Below are 19,180 nucleotides of genomic sequence, written 5' to 3' on the forward strand. Positions count from 1 at the left end.
CGGTATTCCCCGCATTCATAGGACATGTGCGTGCACTGTCTCTGAATATGAGACATTTCTTCTTGAAATGTGAGAATCAGCTAGGGTTCGTGGCTATGAACGCTGTTTACACCCATGGTCATCACGAGTCCGTCCTGCGCTCCCATCGATGGCGCACCGCCGAGAACTCGGCCGCCTACCTGCTGCCCCACCTGCTGCCGCACATGAAGGTCCTGGACGTCGGCGCGGGGCCTGGCACGATCAGCGCCGACCTGGCCGCGCGGGTGGGCCACCTGACCGTCACCGAGGTCAGCGAGCAGGCGCTGGAGCTGTCGAGGGCGGAGCTGGCCAGGCGCGGCGTGACCAACGCCACCTTCGCCGTCGCCGACGTCCACGCGCTGGACCATCCCGACGACACCTTCTGCGTGGTCCACGCCCACCAGGTCCTGCAGCACGTCGGCGACCCTGTGCGGGCGCTGCGCGAGATGCGCAGGGTGACCAGACCGGGCGGCCTGGTGGCCGTTCGCGACAGCGACTACCGGGCCTTCGCCTGGTATCCCCTGGTGCCCGCGCTGGACGAGTGGATGGAGCTGTACCAGAAGGTGGCCCGCGCCAACGGCGGCGAGCCCGACGCCGGGCGCCGCCTGCTGTCGTGGGCCCGCGAGGCGGGGTTCACCGAGGTCACCGCCACCACCTCCACCTGGTGTTTCGCCACCGAGGAGGACAGGGCCTGGTGGGGCGGCATGTGGGCCGAGCGGATCCTGAGCTCCGACATGGCCGCACAGGCGCTGGCCTCGGGCGCAGCCACGGAGGCCGGCCTGCGGCGTATTTCGGACGGCTGGCGCGAGTGGGCCGCCTCGGGCGACGGCTGGATGTCCATCCTGCACGGCGAGATCCTCTGCCGCGTCTGACGCCCTGCCGGGGTCGAGCTACCTCTGGGTCGAGACGGTGAGCAGGCCGACTCCCAGGCTCAGGCCCAGCACGGTGAGCACGCCCTCGGGCCAGTAGATGTGGCTGCCCAGCCACAGGACGGAAGCGGCGATCAGGACCGTTCCGCCGAGCGCCACGCGTCGCCCGCCGTGATGCGAGGCCAGGGCCGCGGTCGTCGCGACCGAGGCCGGCAGGAAGCCCGCCGAGCCGATCAGCCCGCGCACAGGCAGCAGGAGTGTCCCTGCCGGCAGGGGGAACACCGGCAGGAGCAGCAGGTGCAGGGTGACCCACCGTTCGGCGGTCTCCTGTGTCAGGTGGTGGGGGTGCAGCAGACCGGCGAGCCGTTCAGAGGGGGCCCGCCAGGCCGGGGCCGGCCAGCACGGAGGCGCCCGGCGCCATCGCCGCCGGTCGCGGGAGGAAAGGGGGCGTCAGGCGCCCAGGGTGCGGACCCGTTCCCACGCGGGGTCGCGGTGCAGGACGACCTCGGTGCCCTCCAGCAGTTCGTCGGGCGCGGAGACCATCACGATCTCGTCGGCCGCCTGCATGTCCAGCAGCAGGTCGCGCACGCGAGGCCCGACGGGCAGCCGTCCCACGGGCAGGTTGAGCGCGGCCCGCACCGCGTCGGCGATCTCCGACAGCCGGAACGGGCCCCGGGTCTGCTTCACGAGGTCGCGCACCACGGGCAGGGTGATCAGCTGCGCGGCCTCGTCGTGGGCCAGCTGCCAGATCAGCTGCTCACGGCGGCGGCCGGTGCCCGCGCACGCGCGGCAGGGCCGGTTGTAGCCGGGCACGATCTCCTCTTCGGCGGTGCCGAGGCAGGCCGTGCACTGATCTCGCTCCATCGCGCGCAGTTCTTCGGAAACACTGTGATCTGTCATCACCGCACACCCTACTAAAACATGCTTAACCTACAGTGTTTGCGGGTTTTTGGCGGTGGTGCGAGACTGGCGTCATGAGCCCGATCGAGGCCGCGGTGCAAGCAGCCGGGTGGATTCGCGCGTGCGGGATCGACGACGACAGAGGCCGCCACTGGCGGGCGGGAGAGCGGCCTGCGCTGCCTCACAGGCCCGCCTCGCTCTACTCGGGCGCGGCCGGCATCGTGCTGTTCTTCCTCGAGCTCGCCGCCGCCACCGGCGACGACTCCTACCTCGAGGACGCCGAGCGGGGCGCCCGCCACCTGTCGGCCGTCTGGGCCGAACAGAGCGACCCGACCTTCCACGACGGCCTGGCCGGCGTGGTGTTCGCGCTGGCCGAGGCGGGCTGGGCCATCGACGACTCCTTCACCCGCGCGGCGGCCGCCGCCGCCGACCTGCTGGCCGCCGCGGGCCCCACCTGGACGGGCGATCCCAGCCAGCGCGGCGACGGCGGCATCATCCTCACGCTGCTGCACGCCTCGGCCATGCTCGGAGAGCCCGCCTACGAGCGGGTCGCCGTCGAGGCGGGCCTGCGCATCGCCGCCCTGCCCGTCCCCGGCCATCGCTTCGGCGCCGAGCCACCCGCCGACCTGCCCGTCGACGCCGTCACCCCCGGCTTCCTCTCAGGTACGGCCGGCACCGCGTTCCTGCTTGCCCGCCTGCACGCCGTGACAGGCGACCCGCGCTTCCTCGAGGCGGCCAACAGCGGGGCGGGCTTCGTCAGGGCGGTCAGCGAGGTCACCGGCGCGTGCGCGCTGGTGCCCCACCACGTACCCCAGGGCCGTCACCTGCACTACCTGGGCTTCTGCTCGGGCTCGGCCGGGGTGGCCAGGATGTTCCACGAGCTGGGCGACTCCGACTGGGTCGACAGGCTGGTCCACGGCATCCTCACCAGCGGCGTGCCGCACCGGCGCACGCCGGGCTTCTGGGACGTCATGTGCCAGTGCTGCGGCGCGGCGGGCCTGCTGGAGCTGTTCGTCGGGCTGTGGGAGCGCGACGACTGCAGGGCCTTCGCCAGGGTGCTGGGCGAGCACCTGGTGAACGCCTCCAGCCAAGGGCGCTGGTGGCAGGCCTACCGCAGGCTGCGCCCCCACGAGATCACCGCCGACACCGGCTACATGGTCGGCGCCGCGGGCATCGGCGCGGCGCTGCTGCACCTGGACGCGGCCGAGCGCGGCGACTCGCGCAGGCTGATCCTGCTGCCCGACAACCCCTTCCCGCTGGCGGTGCGCTCAGCACAGGCGTGAGGGCGTCCGCTCCTGCCGCTCCGCGCCCGCGCCGAGCAGCGCCCTCGTCAGCGCCTGCGCGTCGCCTGACATCGCCTGGAAGGCGGTGTCGAAGTGCTCGTCGGTCAGCGCGTGGTCGCCTGCCCTGATCGCCAGCAGGATCACCCGCCGCAGCAGCTCCTTGACGAAGGCGCCCGTGACGCCCTCGGTCGCCGCGACCACCTTGGCCACGTCCGCCTCGATCGGCCTGTTGCGGGCGTAGAGGCGGATCAGGCGGTCCCTGTCGGGCGCCGAAGGCGGCGCCACCTCCACGGCCAGGTCCACCCGGCCGGGCCGCTGCACCAGGGCCCGCTCCAGCGCGTCGACCCTGTTGGTGGTGAGCACGAACGACACGTCCGCCTCACCCGTGATGCCGTCCATGGCCTCCAGCAGCGAGAACAGCAGCGGCGAGGTCTCGAACTGGCTGCGGTCCTCGGCGATGAGGTCGACGTCCTCGATCACCACGATCGACGGCTGCAGCTTGCGGGCCAGCGCGATCGCGTGGTCGAGGTGGCGCATGCCGGGACCCGTCATCAGGATCGCGGTGTGCTCGCGTAACCTGCCCACCAGGTAGCGCACCGTGTGGGTCTTGCCGGTGCCGGGCGGGCCGTACAGCAGCAGGCCCCGTCGCAGATGCTGTCCGGCCTCGACGAGCTGCTCGCGCGCCTCGGCGATGCCGACGATGTGGTCCTCGACCGCCGCGAGGCGGCCCTCGGGCAGCACCACCTCCTCGGCGGTGAGCTCGGGCCTGGGCAGGAAACTGACCAGTTCGTTGTCCCTGTGCTCGCTGAAACCGAAGCTCAGCACCCGCCCCCTGAACGGGTCGTGCAGGCGCTTGAGCCGTTCGACCTCGTCACGCACGGCCGTGGCGGCGGCCATGGAGGGCGACAGCAGGGTCAGCATCGCGTGGCCGTCGTACTCGTCGACGTTGCTGACCACCATGACGACGGGCGAGCCGTCGGGCGCCACCGTCTCGACCAGGCCGAGCTGCATCACCTCCATGCTCTCGGCGGGCCCGATCGGCGTGGTGCCGTAGTCGGGCCTGCCGAGCAGGCGGCTGCCGTCGCGCATGGCGTACAGCAGCATGTTGACGACGCTCTCCCAGCGGCGCTCGCCGCCCACCACGCCGAACCACCGCGCCTCGGGGGAGTGGGCGGCCAGGTAGCGGTCGGCCCCGGTCTGCAGCCCCGCGTGCTCCCACAGCCGGTACTTCTCCTCGACCACCACCACCTCGCCGAGCGGGCAGCCGAGATGGCCCGTCACCCTGGCCACCAGCGGCGAGGAGGCGTTGTCCTCGGCGATCTTCGTCGAGACGGCGTCGTAGACCTTGGCCAGGCTGACGGCCAGCGCGTGGGCGGTGGCGTGGTCGAAGTTCGTCACCTGATCACTGTGACAAACTCCGCGCCCGTCGGGAATGAGTAGCCTCTACTCAGGGATGCGACACCGATCCCCGCAACGATCTGATGACTCCGCTACCGTCGCGAGGGCCAGAGGGCAACGATGGGAGCGTGAGCCTGCCCCGCGTCCGCGTCGTCGTCGAAGACCGGTGGGTGCGGGTGCTCCACCAGGAGAGCGTGGTCGCCGGCCCGTACGAGCTGGGGCCGATCGAGGCGCGGGAGGACAGCGCCCGCGCCGCCGACGTGGCGGCCTACGGCAGAGCCCTGTTCGACGCGCTGCTGGCCCCCGCGTGGCCCGCCGTGACGGCGCTGGCCGAGGTCCGCGCGGCGGGAGGGGCGGAGCTGGCGCTGGTGTGGCCGGCGGACAGCGACCTGCACACCTGGCTCTGGGAAGCCATGCACGACGGCGAGCACCATCTGGCCGCCAGGCCCGACCTGCTGCTGGCCATCACCAGGTTGGTGCCCGGAGGACCGCGCGCGCCCGAGAGCCAGGGACGGGCGCCGCGGATGCTGTTCGCCGCGGGCGCCGCCCTCACCGACGAGGTGATCAGACCCGGCGCCATGTTCATGGGCCTGCTGCGCGCCCTCGACGCCGACGGCGTGGCCGTCACGCGCGTCGCCCAGGTGTCGGCGGAGGACCTCGCCGAGGTCTGCGCCGGCTTCAGACCCGACATCGTCCACCTGGTGGCGCACGGCTCCGTCGACGAGGACGGCGCCTCGGTGCTGATGCTGCGCGGCTCGTGGGTGGGAGCCGCCGACCTGGCCGCCGCGCTCACCGCAGGAGGCCCGGTGAAGGCGGTCGTGCTCGGCGCCTGCCACAGCGGCGCCGGATTCGCCGCCGAACTGGTCGCGGCCGGTGTCCCGCTGGTGTCGGCCATGGCCGGTGAGATCAGCGAGCGGGCCTGCAGGCTGTTCGCCCGCAGGCTGGCGGGCGCGCTCTCGGGCGGCGAGCTCGTCGTGGAGGCCTCGGCCAAGGGCCGCAGAGCAGCGCTGATCGGCACCTCTCGCGACCACCTCGACTGGGCCAGGCCCGCGCTGTTCATGGCCGAAGGGCTCGACGCCACCAGGCCGCTGGTCGACCCCTCGGCGGGAAGGCGGCTGGTGCGCTGGGCCGACGAGCTGAGGCTGCGCCACAAGCCGCTGCACATCGGCCGCGAACGCATCCTCGACCAGGTCGACAGGCTCTTCACCGACGGTCTCGGCCTCCTGGTCGCCTGCCGCGACGGCACCATCCGCAGGACGGGCGGCACCAGGCTGCTGCGCGAGGCGGGCTTCAGGCTGCTGCGCGACGGCCACGTCCCGCTGTTCGTCGGCCCCTTCAGCGGCACACCCCCGCAGAGCGTCCGCGAACTGCTGCGCGAGCTGTACTTCCTCGCGGCGGAGGCCGCCGAGACCCTGGGCGCGCCCCCGCCCCGCGTGTACGGCAGGCAGCCGGGCGGCTTCGACGAGGCCTTCGAGTGGATCGACGCCCTGGGCGACCCCGACCCCCCGCGCCGCCCGCCGCATCCTGGCCGCCGACCTGGCCGCGCTCGGCGACTCGCTGGCAGGGCTCGGCGAGCCGTTCGGCCCGCACACCCGCGCCGTCGTGCTCATGGACGGCCTGCACGCCTTCGGCGACGCGCTCACCGCGCTGCTGGCCATGGTCCGCGCCACCGGGCTCGGCACCGCCGAGCGGCCGGTCCCCGTCGTGGCCACCGCCTCTCTCACCGAGGACCACGGCCGCCTGCTGAAGTCCTTCAGCGAGAGGGAGGCGGGCGCGCCAGGCTTCGCCTTCCCCGAACTGGCCGCGCTCGGCGAGGATGAGGCGGTGCTCGGCTTCCAGTGGGTGCTGCTGCACCCGTGGCGGCGCGACAGGGAGCCCGAGTACCAGCGGGTGTACGTGACGCCCAGGAACGTGCCGCCCGGCAAGATCCGCGAAGGGCTGCGGCTGCTGAAGGGCGACCCGACGGTCGTGGAGGACAAGCTCTACCTCGCCGCCCAGCTGATGACCCTGCACGAGCTGTTCGTCACCGACGACGACGAGGCCGCCTACGCCGACTACCTGGAGCGGTTCGGATGAGCTCGCTGGAGCAGGAGCTGGAACGGCGCGGCGCCGAGCTCCTCGAACGCCGCCTGTCCGGCTTCGAACCGCGCCTGCTGGCCGGGCTCGCGCTGCTGCCCGAGTGGACGGAGGACCTGGCCAGGGCCGTCTCCCTCACCGGTGAGCCGCTGGCCGAGCTGCTCGAACGGCTGGAGAGCCTCGGCCTGATCGAAAGGCGGCGGGTGCTGGGCGCCAGAGGACGCCGCCAGGAGGCGTTCTGGGTGCGCTCGGGCCTGCGCTCCGACCTGGCCAGACAGGTGCGCGGCGTGCTGCGCGAGGAGTGCGGCAGGCTGGAGGCCGCGATCGGGGCGATCTCGCCGCTGTCCCCCTCGGCGCAGGCGTGGCTGCGGGCCGTACGGCTGCGCGAGGAGCCCACGGGGCTGGAGCTGGTGGCGACCGTCGACCGCCTCATCGAGGACGGTGACCTGGCCGCCGCCTCCCGCCTGGTCACCGCCGCCGAGGTGCTCGGGCGGACGCTCGGAGGGCCGCTCGCCGACGCCGCCCGCCGCGCCGCGTGGCGGGTCGACAGGCTGGCCCGCGCCACCGACGACCTCGAGCACCTGCGCCACTACCTGCACCGCCAGGAGGCCGAGCAGGCGCTCACCGAGCTGATCCTCGGCGACGGCGAGCAGTGGGCGCTGCACCTGCTGGGCGGCGGCGGCACGGGCAAGACGATGCTCGTGCGCTACCTGGCCTCAGGCCGCTTCGCCGCCGACCGCCGGGTGCCGCCCTTCCCTGTCGCCAGGGCCGACTTCGACCACCTCGACCCCCGCTACCCCGAGCAGCGGCCCGGCCTGCTGTTGCACGCCCTGGCAGACGAGTTGCTCGGGTACGGCACGCACCGCCATACCGCGAACGCCTTCCGCCACTTCGAGGACGCCTCGCTGGCCCTCGACGAGGAGCTGGGCAGGTCCATCCCTGACCGCTCGCGCGTCGAGGCGCTCCTGCGCGCCCTCGCGACGGCCTTCGCCCTGTTCGTCGCCTCACTGCCCGAGCCCGTCGTGCTGGTGCTCGACACCTGCGAGGAACTGGCCAAGCTCTACCCGCCGGGCTCGCCCGCGCCGGGCATCGAGCACACCTTCATGCTGCTCGAACTGCTCAGGGCCGAGCTGCCGCAGCTGAAGGTCGTGCTGGCCGGCCGTCGCTGGCTGGTGCCTCCTCCCGAGCCGCTCACGGCGGGGCCGCTGCTGAGCGAGCGCCACTACGTGCGGGTGCTGCGCCTCGGCGGGTTCGTCCAGCAGGAGGCCGACAGCTACCTGTCCCGGCGCGCGCCGGGGCTCCGCGCCGACCTGCGTGCCGCCGTGCTCGACAGAGCCAGGCAGCGGGGCGACGGCCGCTACAACCCCTTCGAGCTGGCCGCCTACGCCCACTGGGCCGCCGTCGAACCCGGACTCGACGCGCGCGAGCTGCTGGAGGCCCCCGGCGACCCCTACGTGGAGCGCCGCATCGTCGGGCGGGTCCTCTCCTCGGATCTGCGCGTCGCGCTGGCGGTGGCGGCCGAGCTGGGCCGCTTCGACCTGGGCCTGCTCTCGCCCGCCCTGCGCCGCCACGGTATCGACCCCGGTCCCGCCTTCGACGCGCTGGCCATGTACGACTGGGTGAACGTCGTCGCGCTCGGAGCCGACGGCAGGGCCAGGGTGATCGAGGTGGACGAGCACCTGCGCGACAGGCTGCGCGCGGTCCTGCCGCCCGCGGGCCCCGCGCTGCTGGGCCGCGACGCCGCCGCGGTCGTCGACGCCACCCCGCTGCCCGAGCTGCCGGTGGAGAGCGTCGAGGCCGCCGTACGGCTCCTGCCGCCCGCGGAGGCCGGCGAGCTGTGGGAGCGGCTGGAACGGCGCGTCGTCGAAGGCGGGCACTGGGGCTGGGCCGCCCAGGTGTGCGCGCGGGTGGCGGCGGTGGAGGAGGGCCGCGAGGGAGAGACGATCATCGCGGCGATCTTGGCCACCCAGGCGGCCGCCGACTCCAGAGCGGGCAGGCCGGGACCGAGGGTGTGGTCGATGGTGGAGCTGCACGCCGCCCGCCACCCCTCGCCGCGCCATCGCGAGGAACTGCGGACGCGGGCCCTTCTCGGCATGACGGCCACCGGCCAGGCCCTGGCGCGGACGTCCGACGCGGCGGAGGAGCCCGAGGAGTGGGAGCCCGAGGAGCGGGAGGCTGACGAGGAGGACCCGCTCGACGAGCCGCCCGCCACCGAGCCGGCCCACCGTGACGGACTCCTCGTCGGATCGACGGTCGCCGCGCTGGAAGCCGCGCCCGCCAGGGTCGCGTGGGCGGACGACACCCTCGCGACCCTGTGGGAGTCGCGCCACGACCCCGGCGCGGTCAACGCGGCGGCCGCCGCGCTGGCCGTCTCGCAGGCACGGGCGGCCGAGGAGGCGGAGGAGGCCTCGCGCCTGGCCGAGCTGGCCGTGGCCTTCGCCGCGCTTCCTCCTGGCCCGCCGCTGCTCGACTGGGACCCTCCCGCCAACCTGCTCTTCCACTGCAGGAAGGCGAGGCTCGAGGTGGCCGTCAGGTGGGGAGAGCCGCTCGACGCCGTCCCGTGGGAGCTCTGGCGCGCCGAGGCCCTCGCCGCGTCGGACGGCGACGAGGTCGCGGCGCTGACCGTCGCCTTCGAGCTCGGCCACCGCAGGCTCGCCCGCGAGACGCTCGAGGAGCTCGACCCCGGCACCCCCGGCCCCCTAGCCGTGGAGCTGGCCTGGGCGTGGGCGGTGGCGGGCGATCCCGAGCGCGGCAGGAGGCTGCTTGACGGGTGCGTGGAGCACGCGGTCCACGAGGGCGACGCCGACCTGGTGGAGCGGGCCAGACTCGCGCTGCTCGGCCTGGCGCTGCGCTGCCGTACGACGGCGTGGGTGCCCGAGCTGGAGGCCATCGCCACCACCGGCGCCCCGGCCGAACGGAGCGCCGCCCGCGCACTGGCGGCGCTGATGGAGGGCGGCCAGGCCGACCCGCCCGAGCACCTGGCCTCCGGCGCCCCCGGCCGGAGGGGAAGGGCGCTGCTGGCCGAGGCCCAGCACCTCGTCAAGGGCGACCCATGGCGGGCGGTCGCCCTGCTCGCGGAGGCCGAGCGCCTGCTCGCGAGGGCGCAGGACGACGACGGCGCCAACCAGGCGCTGGTGCTGCGGGTGCTGACCGAGACGTTCTCCGGCGCGCGGACCGGCCCCAGGGCCGCGCGGAGCCAGGAACCGCTCTTCCTCGTCGTGCCCGAGTCCGTCGAGGGCTCGCAGTGGCCCCCGCTGTCGAGGGCCGCCGAGGGCGTGCGGCGAGGAGAGACCCGAGGTCCCGTGCTCGACAGGGCCAGGCGCATGCTGTTCGGCCAGGAGCCCGCGGTCGTCCCTTCGCGGCGCGCGGGGGACAGGAGCACGGCCTGGCGGGTGGCAGTGGGGGCGCTGTACGCGGGCTCGGCCGTGGCGCTCACGCTCGGCGCCACGCTCTTGGGCACACCGGCCGAAGGCTTGGGCGTGGTCTCCCCCCTCCTCCTGGCGACCGTGGGAGGGGTCGCCGCCATGGGCCTGGGGATCAGCGGCAGGGCCAACGAGAACGTCGTCGCCCTGCTCCTCGGCGCGTGGGCGGCGGGCGGCGCCCTGGCCATCGCGGGGGCGACCCTGCCGTACGGGTGGCCGAGAGTGGCGGCCCTCGTCGTCTCGCTGGTGCCCGCCGCGCTGACGGGCGGCGGGTACGCGTACCTGTGGTCGGTCGTCATGCGCCATCCACCGGTCTACCGGTTCAGCGTGGACGCGGAGGGAATCACGGTCAGCGAACTCGGCTCGCTCACGTGGCTCGACGGCGGCCTCGTCGGGCGAGGCGGACGCTACGTGCGCGCGCCCTCCACCCTCAGGCGCGCCGCCACCCACGAGGACGGCTCCATCACGCTGGAGATGAGGCAGCCGCCCGGCACCGGTCCCGTTCCCATGGCGCTGCGGCTGTCGCCAGAGGTGCGTGACCAGCACTGGGAGCGCCGCCTGGCCGAGGCCGTGCCCGCCTCCGTGTGCGACAGGCTGGTCGTCTTCCGCGAAGGCTACGGAGAGAAGGTGTCGCGGCGGGTCTGGGTGGCCGCGCGCAGGGACGCCTACCTCGGCCCCCCGCATCTGGCCCAGGGCAGGAAGGCGCCGAGCGCGCGCGGAGGGATGCTCGGCTACCGCCTGCTCCACCTGGTCGGCCAGGTCGTCGACACCGCGGCGGGCCCGCGCCTACGCACCGCCGACGACGGTGCCACCGCCGTCACCAAGCGCGTCAGGGAGGGCGAGCGCCTGATCGGCCCCGAACTGGAGGACGCGATCGGCCTCGTCGTGCTGCAACCCGAGCCCGACGAGCGGCCCAGGGGCCTGGGGGAGAGCAGGGCCGCCTTCCTCTCCGTGGCCGCCAGGGCGTTCGCCCGCAACGCCCAGGCTGTGCTCGTGCTGCCCACCCTGACCGACGCCCTCGCCGCCGAGGTGACCTCGACGATCCGGGCGGACTACCCCAGCGGGCTGCGGCAGCCGTACCCGACGGAGATGCTCGAGCTGGCGCTGAAGGTGAAGCGGATCCTCGGACCCGAACTGGCCGACGAGATGGTGCTGCTGCTCAAGACCCGCTGACCCGATACGATCTTCGCGGCCACGCCTGACGACCACGGAGAGACCCCGATGACCCGTACCACTGTCATGAAGACCGCCGCCGGCCTGGCCGCGGGGCTGCTGCTCGTGAGCGCCTCGCCGGCCGTCGCGCAGGCCAAGGAGGCGCTCGGGCCCTTCGGGTACGGCGGCGTCAAGCTCGGGATGAGCGCCAAGACGGCCAGGGCGACCGGCAAGATCGTCGCCAAGACGAACGACGGCGGCTGCTCCGGCTGGGACCTGAAGGCGCACCCCACCGGCGAGAACGCCGTGGGCATGTTCATCTCCAAGAAGCGCGGCGTGGCGGTGATCTTCGCGGCCAAGGGGGTGAAGACCCCGCAGGGCATCGGGCTCGGCTCCACCACCAAGCAGCTGAAGCGGGCCTACCCCCGGCTCAAGACGAGCGCCAGTGGCTACCCCTACGTCAGCGTCGAGGGCAACCCGAAGGCGTACTACTCCTTCCTGGTCTCGCGCGGCAGGGTCTACGAGATGGCGCTCGGGCTCAACACCCAGGACTGCGTCAACTGAGCCTGGTTCGCACGACCAGGTCGTGCACGGCCGCACCGACGGTCGCCGCCTCGGGCAGGCTGGAGTCGGCCATGGCCTGCTCCAGCTCGGCCGTCAGCCGCGCGACGTCCTTCTCGGCCGAGCAGGAGGCGGCAAGGGCGGGCGCGGGAGCGTGCTCGGCCTCCTTCTTGGCCTCCACGAGCTCGGGCAGGTACGCGGGCCCGTAGGCGAACAGCCTGGTCAGGTCGGCCTCCAGCTCGCCCGTGCGCATCAGGTGGATGCCGGTGGCCAGCACCCTGAAGGTGTAGAGCAGCGGCTTGAGCTCGCCGGTCCTGCCGTACAGCCGCCACTGCGTGCGCGCGAAGCCGAGGTAGTGGTGGCCGTGGTTGCGCGTCACCAGGCCGGGGGCCAGCGCGACCAGCTCCTCGTGCACCGGCGAGGAGGCCACCACCAGCGGCGAGAGCAGCTGCTCCAGCACGTAGCCGTTGCGCCGCAGCAGCAGCCCGCAGAACTTCAGCAGGTCGTGCGTCACCAGGTCGACCTCGACGCCCGACCGCACCCACGACCTGTCGATCGTCGCCTCGCCGACCCGCAGCCCGACGACCTCCTCGACCGGCAGCACGTGCACGCCGCGCAGGTCCACGTCCGAGTCGGCCGAGGGGAAGCCGTACAGGTGCGCGCCGCTGACCGTCGCGAAGACCAGCGGGTACGGCTGCTCGCCGGGAATCTGCTCCAGCCACGGGGGAAGCGTCACAGGTTCGCCCTTCGCACGTCGATGAGGAACTCCTCCACCTTGTCCCGGTCGGGCGCGGCGGGCAGCGCGCTGTGCGGGAGCGCCCGCTCGAAAGCGGCCATCAGCTCGGCCCGCCACTCCTGCAGCTCCTCCCACGGCACCAGCCCCTGCCGTACGGCCAGCAACCGCTCGCGCCGCTCGCTGACGTCGACCAGCGGGGAGCCGTGCTCGACCAGATGGATGCCGCTGAGCAGCAGCCTGATCATGTGCATGGCCTGCTTCCACTTGGGCGCGGCCGGATCCAGGCGGCGGAACTGCGCGTCGGCGTAGCGGGCGAAGGTCTTGTGCGCCAGCTGCGACACGAACGCCCCGCGCAGGCCCAGCAGCCGCGCGCCCGTCGGCGTGACGTGCTCGACCAGCGGCGACCACAGGGTCTCCAGCACCGTCGGGTTGGCGTCGAGGGCCAGCGAACAGAAGCGCTCCACCTCCCACGAGAACTGCTCGGGCAGCGGCCCGTCCCGGTGGGTGGGCGGCTTGTCCAGCCGCCAGAACGCCTCGGTGGGCACGACGAACACGCCGCGCCTGTCGGTGTCGGAACCGGGGGTGTCGAGGCCGTAGGCCCGCGAACCGACGATCACCGACAGGATCAGGTCGTCGTTCACCCGCTCGCCCCCAGCCCGCTGATCAGGTCGGCGGCGTCCATCCTGCGCACGTCGGCCAGCCGGCCAGGGTACAGCGCGTAGACCTGGGCGGAGGAGGGCAGGTCCACGTCGCCGGAGACCAGGGCGGCGAAGTCCACCCGCTCGTACCCGCCGGAGTGCTCGCAGCCCTCGGCGCGGGCGACCAATCGGTCGGCGAAGTCCCGCACCGGCTCGTCACGCCCCCGGTCGAGACGCTCCACACGCTCGCCCCTGCGCACCAGCACCGAGCGGGAGCGGGCGGCGGCGTGCCAGCAGGCGACCTCCCACAGCGTCACCCTCGCGCCGGAGCCGAACGCGCTCTCCACCGCCGCGCCCATCCTGGCCAGCTGGTTCGAGGTGCTCGCCACACTGTGGAAGTCGCCGAAGGCCGAGACGTTCAGGTCGGCCCAGCGAGTGGTGCCCTCCCACAGGTCGGCCACCAGCGGCACCAGGATCTTGGCGGCACCGCTCAGGTCGAAGCGCTGCCGTACGGCGCGCGGATCGAACAGCTCGGCGGGCGAGCGCATGAACCCGGCGAATCCACGCGTGAGCCGGTCGAAGGGGACGTCGTTGTAGCTGTAGACGATCGGCACGACGTAGCGGCCGCCCAGCGCCGCCACCTTGGCCACGTCGAGGTCGACGAACTCCGAGGAGCCGAGCGGCTGGGGCGCGGAGGTCAGGTCGCCCGAGTGGACGACCGCGTCCTCGCCCAGTCGCAGGCGGGTGTAGTCGCACAACCCGACGAAGCGCCAGTCGGTGTCGAAGAGCGCCACCGACAGGTCGAGATCGACGACCGTGTCCTCGGGTTCGGCCCAGTGCAGGAACAGCCTGATCAGCTGCTCGCGGGGCAGCGGCTGGAGGCTGCCGCGGGCCAGCCGTACCAGAGCGGTGGAGTCGGCCCGCTCGGACGTCGGCGCGACCAGGTCGGCCAGGCCCTCGTCGAGCAGCGGGCAGGCCAGCGGCGGCAGCTTCCCCGCGCGGCGCAGCAGCTCGCCCGTGATCAGCTCCGCCGCGCCGAGCACGGCGGCGTCGGGCAGCGCGGGACGCTCGTCGCTCCTGCTGTGGAGGCGGGCGGTGCCGCCCCTGGGCAGGAACAGCCGCAGGCCGCCGGGCGGCGTGCGCAGCTGGCCGAGCGCCGACATCAGCACGCCGGGGGCGATGCGGGGCAGCGCCTGAGCCAGCGCGTCGCCCACCAGCTCGGGGGCCATGCGCACCAGCTGGCTGAGACGGCGGCCCAGCTCGCCGGGGCGCGCGGCCAGCAGGGCGAGCGCGCGCTCGGCGTCCTTGGCCGCCAGCGCCGACTCGACGTGGGTGGCGAACGTCGTCACCCGCAGCCTCCCCTCCCTGACGGTCAGCAGGCCGGGATGGCGGGCGGCGGCCTCCAGCAGCGCGGCGCCGAACGCGGTCGAGGGGTCGAGCCTGGTGCCGCGCAGCGCGGCGAAGGCCAGCGCGGCGTTGAGGTGGCGGGCGTGCTCCTCGTGCGGGTGCAGCACCTCGGCCATGCGCTTCCACTGCTCGCCGTGGCGGCGCAGATCCTCGATCAGGTACGGCAGCGCGAACCCGTCGAGCAGGCCGAGCAGCGTCCTGCGCAGCCGTCTGGGCAGCGACCGGCGGCGCTCGGGCCGTACGCGCAGCCCGGGGTCGGCGCCCATGAGCACGTACATCAGCCTGAGCACGTCGCTCGCCGTGCCGAGGTGCCGGGTCAGCAGCTCGTCGGCGGCGCCCGCCTCGGGACGGGCGACCCGCCCCTGCGAAGGGCCTGGCGCGGTGAGCGCGGCCGCCAGCGCGACAGCCCTGGTCTCCTTGACAGGGATCGTCTCCGGCAGCCACCCGGCCGACAGCGGCCAGTAGGCGTCCAGCAGCGTCAGCAGGTCGTCGCGGTCCTCCTGGGGCATCGGTGTCTGCCTGGACAGCATCGCCTCGGCCAGCTCGCGGGAGGCGGCGCCCGCGTCGTGGCAGGCGTGCAGCACCGCGGTGACGTAGGTGTTGATCACCGCGCCGCGCTCGCGCCTGGCCGACGGGATCAGGAAGGGGTCGGCGGGGTCGATCCTGCGGTGGCAGATCGGGCAGGCGCTGAAGTCGGAGCCGTCCCAGCAGGAGCGGCACACCAGGTGCGCGCACGGCGCGACCGGGTGCACGGTGCCGACCTTCCCGCACAGCACGCACGGCCTGCGCGGTTCCTGGAGCAGCAGGGTGAAGATCCTGCGCACGAAGAAGTCCTCGGTGTCGCGCGGCACGCTCTCGGGGAACTTCCTGAACATCGGCACGTGGTGGACGTGGCCGCCCAGCGCGGCCGCGACGCGGTGGAGCAGGCCCCTGCCCGTCGCGGCCAGCTCCGCCACCGGCAGCGCGGCCAGTGCTCGGCGCAGCTCGGCCGACAGCAGGAAGCCGAACTGCAGCAGCTCGGCCTCCAACGCCACGACGCCGGCCTGCGCGCCCAGCCGCTGCTCGCGGCGCGGCCCTCGCGAGTCGCCCGCCATGAGGTCGAGCGCCACCAGGTTCCTCCTGCGCAGCAGCACGTCAGCGGGTCCGATCACGGGAGCACCTCCTGGCCGGGCATGAAGAAAGGGTGGAGAGCGGACGCGCTGGTTGCCTTTGAAAGAAGGAGAAGGAAGCACGTCCAGGAGCCACCCTTGGTCGTGCACATTACCGGGGAGCTCCGGTAATGTCGCCCGATATATGGCCAGGCTCAAGGACGTCGTGTTCGACTGCCGTCACCCCGCCTCGCTCGCCAGGTTCTGGGCGGCGGCCCTCGACGGCTACCGCATCGCGCCCTATGACGGCACCGAGCCCTTCGACCCTGAGGACGATCCCACGGTCCTGGTCGAGGGAGGCTCGCCCCGGCTGTGGTTCCAGCTCGTCCCCGAGAGCAAGATCGTCAAGAACCGCGTCCACCTCGACGTGCGCTGCGACGACCTCGACGCGGAGTCGCGGCGGCTGACGGCGCTGGGCGCCCGCGTCGTCGAGTATGTCGAGGACTGGATCGTGATGGCCGACCCTGAGGGCAACGAGTTCTGCCTGCAGGGTCCCTGACGCTTGCGCGCGGCGGCCCCTCTTGATCTGATCGGAGGTGTGAGCGAGCTTTTCTGGGACGCGGCGGCCCGCGGCATCACCTGGGACGTCGAACCCCGCACCGTCTACGGCGAGGGACGCTGGTTCCCCGACGGACGGCTCAACACCTGCTTCAACGCCCTCGACAGGCACGTCCTCGACGGCAGGGGCGAGCAGGCGGCGCTCATCTACGACAGCCCCGTCACCGGCGTCAAACGCACCTACACCTACGCGGGGCTGCGCGACGAGGTCGCCAAGGCCGCGGGGATGCTGCGCGACCTCGGGGTGGGCAAGGGCGACACCGTGGTCATCTACATGCCGATGGTGCCCGAGACGGTCATCGCGATGCTGGCCTGCGCCAGGCTCGGCGCCGTCCACTCGGTGGTCTTCGGCGGGTTCGCCGCGGCCGAGCTGGCCGTGCGCGTCGACCACGCCAGGCCCAAGGTCGTGCTCAGCGCCTCGTGCGGCATCGAGGTCAGCAGGGTCGTGCCGTACAAGCCGCTGCTCGACGCCGCGCTGGCGCAGGCCTCCCACCGGCCCGACGCCGTGGTCGTCCTGCAACGACCCGAGTTGACGGCCGAGCTAGGCGAGGGCCAGCACGACTGGGCGAGCTTCGACAGCGAGCCCGCGGGCTGCGTCAGCGTGGCCGCGACCGACCCGCTCTACATCCTCTACACCTCGGGCACCACCGGCGCCCCCAAGGGCGTGGTCCGCGACAACGGCGGCCACGCCGTCGCGCTGCACTGGAGCATGAGCCACGTCTACGGCGCGGCGCCGGGCGAGGTCTTCTGGGCCGCCTCCGACGTCGGCTGGGTGGTCGGCCACTCCTACATCGTCTACGGGCCGCTGCTGGCCGGATGCACGAGCGTGCTCTACGAGGGCAAGCCGGTCGGCACCCCCGATCCCGGCGCGTTCTGGCGGGTGGTGGCCGAGCACGACGTGCGGACGCTGTTCACCGCGCCGACCGCGATCCGCGCCATCAGGAAGGAGGACCCCACCGGGTCCTACCTGCGCAAGCACGACCTGCGCCACCTGTTCCTCGCGGGGGAGCGGCTCGACCCCGACACCTACCACTGGGCAGGCGACCTGCTCGGCGTGCCGGTCATCGACCACTGGTGGCAGACGGAGACGGGCTGGCCGATCGCCGCCAACTGCGTCGGCATCGAGACGCTGCCGATCAAACCCGGTTCGCCCACCAAGCCGGTCCCCGGCTACGACGTGCGGATCCTGGACCCTGAGGGCCGGGAGTGCCCGCCGGGCGTCGAGGGCGCGGTGGTGATCAAGCTGCCGCTGCCGCCCGGCTGCCTGCCCACCCTCTACCGCGACGACGAGCGCTTCCACGCCGCCTACCTTTCACGCTTCCCCGGTTACTACCTCACAGGCGACGGCGGCTACTTCGACGAGGACGGCTACCTGTTCGTCATGGGCAGGACCGACGACGTCATCAACGTGGCGGGACACCGGCTGTCCACCGGCGCCATGGAGGAGGTCGTGGCCACCCACCCCGACGTGGCCGAGTGCGCGGTGATCGGCGTGGCCGACTCGCTGAAGGGGCAGTTGCCTGTCGGCTTCGTGGTGCTGAAGGCAGGAGCCGGGCGCGCGGCGGACGAGATCGAGGCCGAGCTCGTCGCGCTCGTCCGCGAGAGGATCGGCCCGGTGGCGGCCTTCAAGAGGGCGGTGGTGGTGGGCCGGTTGCCCAAGACCCGCTCGGGCAAGATCTTGCGCGGCACGATGCGCGCCATCGCCGCGGGCGAGGAGTACAGCATCCCTTCCACCATCGAGGACCCCGCCGCGCTCGAGGAGATCGCGGGAGCGGTCGAGCGGTAATCCCCTTGCCCCGCCCTCGTGGTCGTGGCCAGGATCGGTTCATGTATCTGATCGCATTCATCGGCGCCTGCGTCCTGGTGGCCATGGTCCCCGGCGTCAGCACCGCCGTCATCCTGCGCCAGACCGTCAGAGCGGGACGCGGCTCAGGCCTGGCGGCCATGCTGGGCAACGAGGCGGGCATCCTGCTGTGGGCGCTGGCCGCCGCCTTCGGCCTGTCGGCGCTCGTGCTGGCCTCCGAGCTCGCCTACGACATCATGCGCGTGGTCGGCGCCCTCGTCCTGCTGTACATGGGCGTGCAGTCGCTGCGCCGCAAGGACCACACCGAGATCGAGGTCAAGCCGGTCGACGGCGCGCGCAGGTCCTTCCTGGCCGGATTCGGGACCTGCCTCGCCAACCCGAAGGCGGCGGTGTTCGCGATGTCGTTCCTGCCGCAGTTCGTGCCGCAGGGACAGAACGTGCCGCTCACGCTGGTCACGCTGGCCGTGGTGTGGGTGCTGGTCGACACCGTCTGGTACGCCGGGGTCATCTGGGCCGTCGCCAAGGCCAGGGCGGTGCTGGGGCGGCCCGCCGTACGGCGCAGGCTGGAACAGATCTCGGGCGTCGTGCTCATCGCTCTGGGCGTGCGGCTGGTGGTGGAGTCCAGATAGCGTGAACCCATGACGAACGACCTGGCCACGCTGGCGCGGCAGACGGAGGACGACGACCCCCTGACGGCGCTGCGGGCGACGGCCGCCCTGCGCCGCGAGATCGAGCGCATGGAGGCGGTCCAGGTCCGCCGCGCGAGGGTCGCGGGCCTGGCCTGGTCGGTCATCGCCGACGCGATCGGCGTCAGCAAGCAGGCCGTGCACAAGAAGCACGGCGGGCGCGGGCTGCTCAGCCGAGGAATCTAGCGAACCAGCCCAGCGCCACCTGCCACGAGTAGCCCAGCCTGATCCGGCCGGCCACGGGAGGCGGCAGCGTGTCGAGGCCGCGGTGCTCGAGCGAGACCTCGGTGCCGTCCTCCACGGCGGTGAAGCCGACCTCCACCTCCATCGTGCCTCCGGCGTGGAGCAGGTCGGCCCAGACCAGCCGCCTGCCCGGCTCCCACACCAGCACCCTGCCGGTGTCGACGTGCCCGCCGTCGGACCACCGCTCACGCAGGAAACCGTCCTCGAAGCCGATGCCCACCGCCCGCTGCTGCCGCTCTACCTGCTGCGCCCTCGTCCTCGCCGGCACCACGTGCACGGTT

17 protein-coding genes are annotated in these 19,180 nt (G+C 73.1%); 10 read left to right on the forward strand and 7 right to left on the reverse strand.

The genetic code is table 11. The features are described from left to right. The first annotated feature begins 95 nt into the window (after window positions 1-95). Window positions 96-890, forward strand: coding sequence for a class I SAM-dependent methyltransferase (locus ABFX55_RS03455; protein ID WP_346117524.1), 795 nt, complete (start codon window positions 96-98; stop codon window positions 888-890). Between the two features lie 18 nt (window positions 891-908). Here ABFX55_RS03455 and ABFX55_RS03460 read toward each other — a convergent pair whose 3' ends face one another. Both ABFX55_RS03460 and ABFX55_RS03465 read right to left on the reverse strand, forming a co-directional pair. After that, entirely contained in the window at window positions 909-1,169 is a 261-nt protein-coding gene (locus ABFX55_RS03460) for a hypothetical protein (protein WP_346117526.1), read from the reverse strand. A gap of 168 nt (window positions 1,170-1,337) precedes the next feature. After that, complete coding sequence (locus tag ABFX55_RS03465) at window positions 1,338-1,787, reverse strand: hypothetical protein (RefSeq protein WP_346117528.1); 450 nt, start codon at window positions 1,785-1,787, stop codon at window positions 1,338-1,340. A gap of 74 nt (window positions 1,788-1,861) precedes the next feature. On the opposite strand from ABFX55_RS03465, the gene ABFX55_RS03470 reads away from it, so the two are divergent. Continuing rightward, a complete protein-coding gene (locus ABFX55_RS03470; RefSeq protein WP_346117529.1) occupies window positions 1,862-3,070 on the forward strand; it encodes a lanthionine synthetase LanC family protein in 1,209 nt (402 codons plus the stop codon). Here the strand turns inward: ABFX55_RS03470 and ABFX55_RS03475 are convergent. Further along, a complete protein-coding gene (locus tag ABFX55_RS03475; protein ID WP_346117530.1) occupies window positions 3,056-4,468 on the reverse strand; it encodes an AAA family ATPase in 1,413 nt (470 codons plus the stop codon). The genes ABFX55_RS03470 and ABFX55_RS03475 overlap by 15 nt on opposite strands. Window positions 4,469-4,596: 128 nt before the next feature. Here ABFX55_RS03475 and ABFX55_RS03480 point away from each other — a divergent pair, with 128 nt between their 5' ends. From ABFX55_RS03480 to ABFX55_RS03495, 4 genes are read left to right on the forward strand one after another with little or no spacing between them, the layout of a single operon-like run. Continuing rightward, on the forward strand, window positions 4,597-6,288 hold the full coding sequence (locus ABFX55_RS03480) for a CHAT domain-containing protein (protein ID WP_346117531.1): 1,692 nt from the start codon (window positions 4,597-4,599) through the stop codon (window positions 6,286-6,288). After that, on the forward strand, window positions 6,173-6,544 hold the full coding sequence (locus ABFX55_RS03485) for a hypothetical protein (protein WP_346117532.1): 372 nt from the start codon (window positions 6,173-6,175) through the stop codon (window positions 6,542-6,544). Before ABFX55_RS03480 ends, ABFX55_RS03485 begins: the two co-directional genes overlap by 116 nt. Next, complete coding sequence (locus ABFX55_RS03490) at window positions 6,541-11,139, forward strand: hypothetical protein (RefSeq protein ID WP_346117533.1); 4,599 nt, start codon at window positions 6,541-6,543, stop codon at window positions 11,137-11,139. The genes ABFX55_RS03485 and ABFX55_RS03490 overlap by 4 nt, the downstream gene beginning before the upstream one ends. Before the next feature lie 48 nt (window positions 11,140-11,187). Then, a complete protein-coding gene (locus ABFX55_RS03495; RefSeq protein ID WP_346117534.1) occupies window positions 11,188-11,682 on the forward strand; it encodes a hypothetical protein in 495 nt (164 codons plus the stop codon). On the opposite strand, the gene ABFX55_RS03500 is transcribed toward ABFX55_RS03495, so the two are convergent. From ABFX55_RS03500 to ABFX55_RS03510, 3 genes are read right to left on the reverse strand one after another with little or no spacing between them, the layout of a single operon-like run. Next, complete coding sequence (locus tag ABFX55_RS03500) at window positions 11,675-12,415, reverse strand: nucleotidyltransferase domain-containing protein (protein WP_346117535.1); 741 nt, start codon at window positions 12,413-12,415, stop codon at window positions 11,675-11,677. The two genes, ABFX55_RS03495 and ABFX55_RS03500, sit on opposite strands and share 8 nt — an antisense overlap. Then, entirely contained in the window at window positions 12,412-13,056 is a 645-nt protein-coding gene (locus ABFX55_RS03505) for a nucleotidyltransferase domain-containing protein (RefSeq protein ID WP_346117537.1), read from the reverse strand. Before ABFX55_RS03505 ends, ABFX55_RS03500 begins: the two co-directional genes overlap by 4 nt. Next, complete coding sequence (locus ABFX55_RS03510) at window positions 13,053-15,611, reverse strand: MXAN_6230/SCO0854 family RING domain-containing protein (RefSeq protein ID WP_346117538.1); 2,559 nt, start codon at window positions 15,609-15,611, stop codon at window positions 13,053-13,055. Before ABFX55_RS03510 ends, ABFX55_RS03505 begins: the two co-directional genes overlap by 4 nt. 142 nt (window positions 15,612-15,753) lie before the next feature. Between ABFX55_RS03510 and ABFX55_RS03515 the strand changes: the two genes are divergently transcribed. From ABFX55_RS03515 to ABFX55_RS03530, 4 genes are read left to right on the forward strand one after another with little or no spacing between them, the layout of a single operon-like run. Further along, window positions 15,754-16,107 (forward strand): VOC family protein, encoded by a 354-nt coding sequence (locus ABFX55_RS03515; protein WP_183643865.1) that lies wholly within the window; start codon window positions 15,754-15,756, stop codon window positions 16,105-16,107. Between the two features lie 39 nt (window positions 16,108-16,146). Beyond that, complete coding sequence (locus ABFX55_RS03520; RefSeq protein WP_346117540.1) at window positions 16,147-17,952, forward strand: propionyl-CoA synthetase; 1,806 nt, start codon at window positions 16,147-16,149, stop codon at window positions 17,950-17,952. A 41-nt stretch (window positions 17,953-17,993) separates the two neighbouring features. Beyond that, on the forward strand, window positions 17,994-18,599 hold the full coding sequence (locus tag ABFX55_RS03525; RefSeq protein WP_346117542.1) for a LysE family translocator: 606 nt from the start codon (window positions 17,994-17,996) through the stop codon (window positions 18,597-18,599). A 9-nt stretch (window positions 18,600-18,608) separates the two neighbouring features. After that, on the forward strand, window positions 18,609-18,842 hold the full coding sequence (locus ABFX55_RS03530) for a hypothetical protein (protein WP_346117544.1): 234 nt from the start codon (window positions 18,609-18,611) through the stop codon (window positions 18,840-18,842). On the opposite strand, the gene ABFX55_RS03535 is transcribed toward ABFX55_RS03530, so the two are convergent. Then, window positions 18,826-19,167: an SRPBCC domain-containing protein gene (locus ABFX55_RS03535; protein ID WP_346117546.1), complete on the reverse strand. Its 342-nt coding sequence runs from the start codon at window positions 19,165-19,167 to the stop codon at window positions 18,826-18,828. The genes ABFX55_RS03530 and ABFX55_RS03535 overlap by 17 nt on opposite strands. Window positions 19,168-19,180 lie beyond the last annotated feature (13 nt).

It is taken from the genome of Nonomuraea roseola (assembly GCF_039535395.1).
GTDB classification, from domain to species: Bacteria; Actinomycetota; Actinomycetes; order Streptosporangiales; family Streptosporangiaceae; genus Nonomuraea; species Nonomuraea roseola.

What these genes read in the sequence shown, in the direction of transcription:
- ABFX55_RS03455 (WP_346117524.1), top strand. Translation starts at nt 96, where the DNA reads ATGAACGCTGTTTACACCCATGGTCATCACGAGTCCGTCCTGCGCTCC.
- ABFX55_RS03465 (WP_346117528.1), bottom strand. Translation starts at nt 1,787, where the DNA reads ATGACAGATCACAGTGTTTCCGAAGAACTGCGCGCGATGGAGCGAGAT.
- ABFX55_RS03470 (WP_346117529.1), top strand. Translation starts at nt 1,862, where the DNA reads ATGAGCCCGATCGAGGCCGCGGTGCAAGCAGCCGGGTGGATTCGCGCG.
- ABFX55_RS03490 (WP_346117533.1), top strand. Translation starts at nt 6,541, where the DNA reads ATGAGCTCGCTGGAGCAGGAGCTGGAACGGCGCGGCGCCGAGCTCCTC.
- ABFX55_RS03495 (WP_346117534.1), top strand. Translation starts at nt 11,188, where the DNA reads ATGACCCGTACCACTGTCATGAAGACCGCCGCCGGCCTGGCCGCGGGG.
- ABFX55_RS03515 (WP_183643865.1), top strand. Translation starts at nt 15,754, where the DNA reads ATGGCCAGGCTCAAGGACGTCGTGTTCGACTGCCGTCACCCCGCCTCG.
- ABFX55_RS03525 (WP_346117542.1), top strand. Translation starts at nt 17,994, where the DNA reads ATGTATCTGATCGCATTCATCGGCGCCTGCGTCCTGGTGGCCATGGTC.
- ABFX55_RS03530 (WP_346117544.1), top strand. Translation starts at nt 18,609, where the DNA reads ATGACGAACGACCTGGCCACGCTGGCGCGGCAGACGGAGGACGACGAC.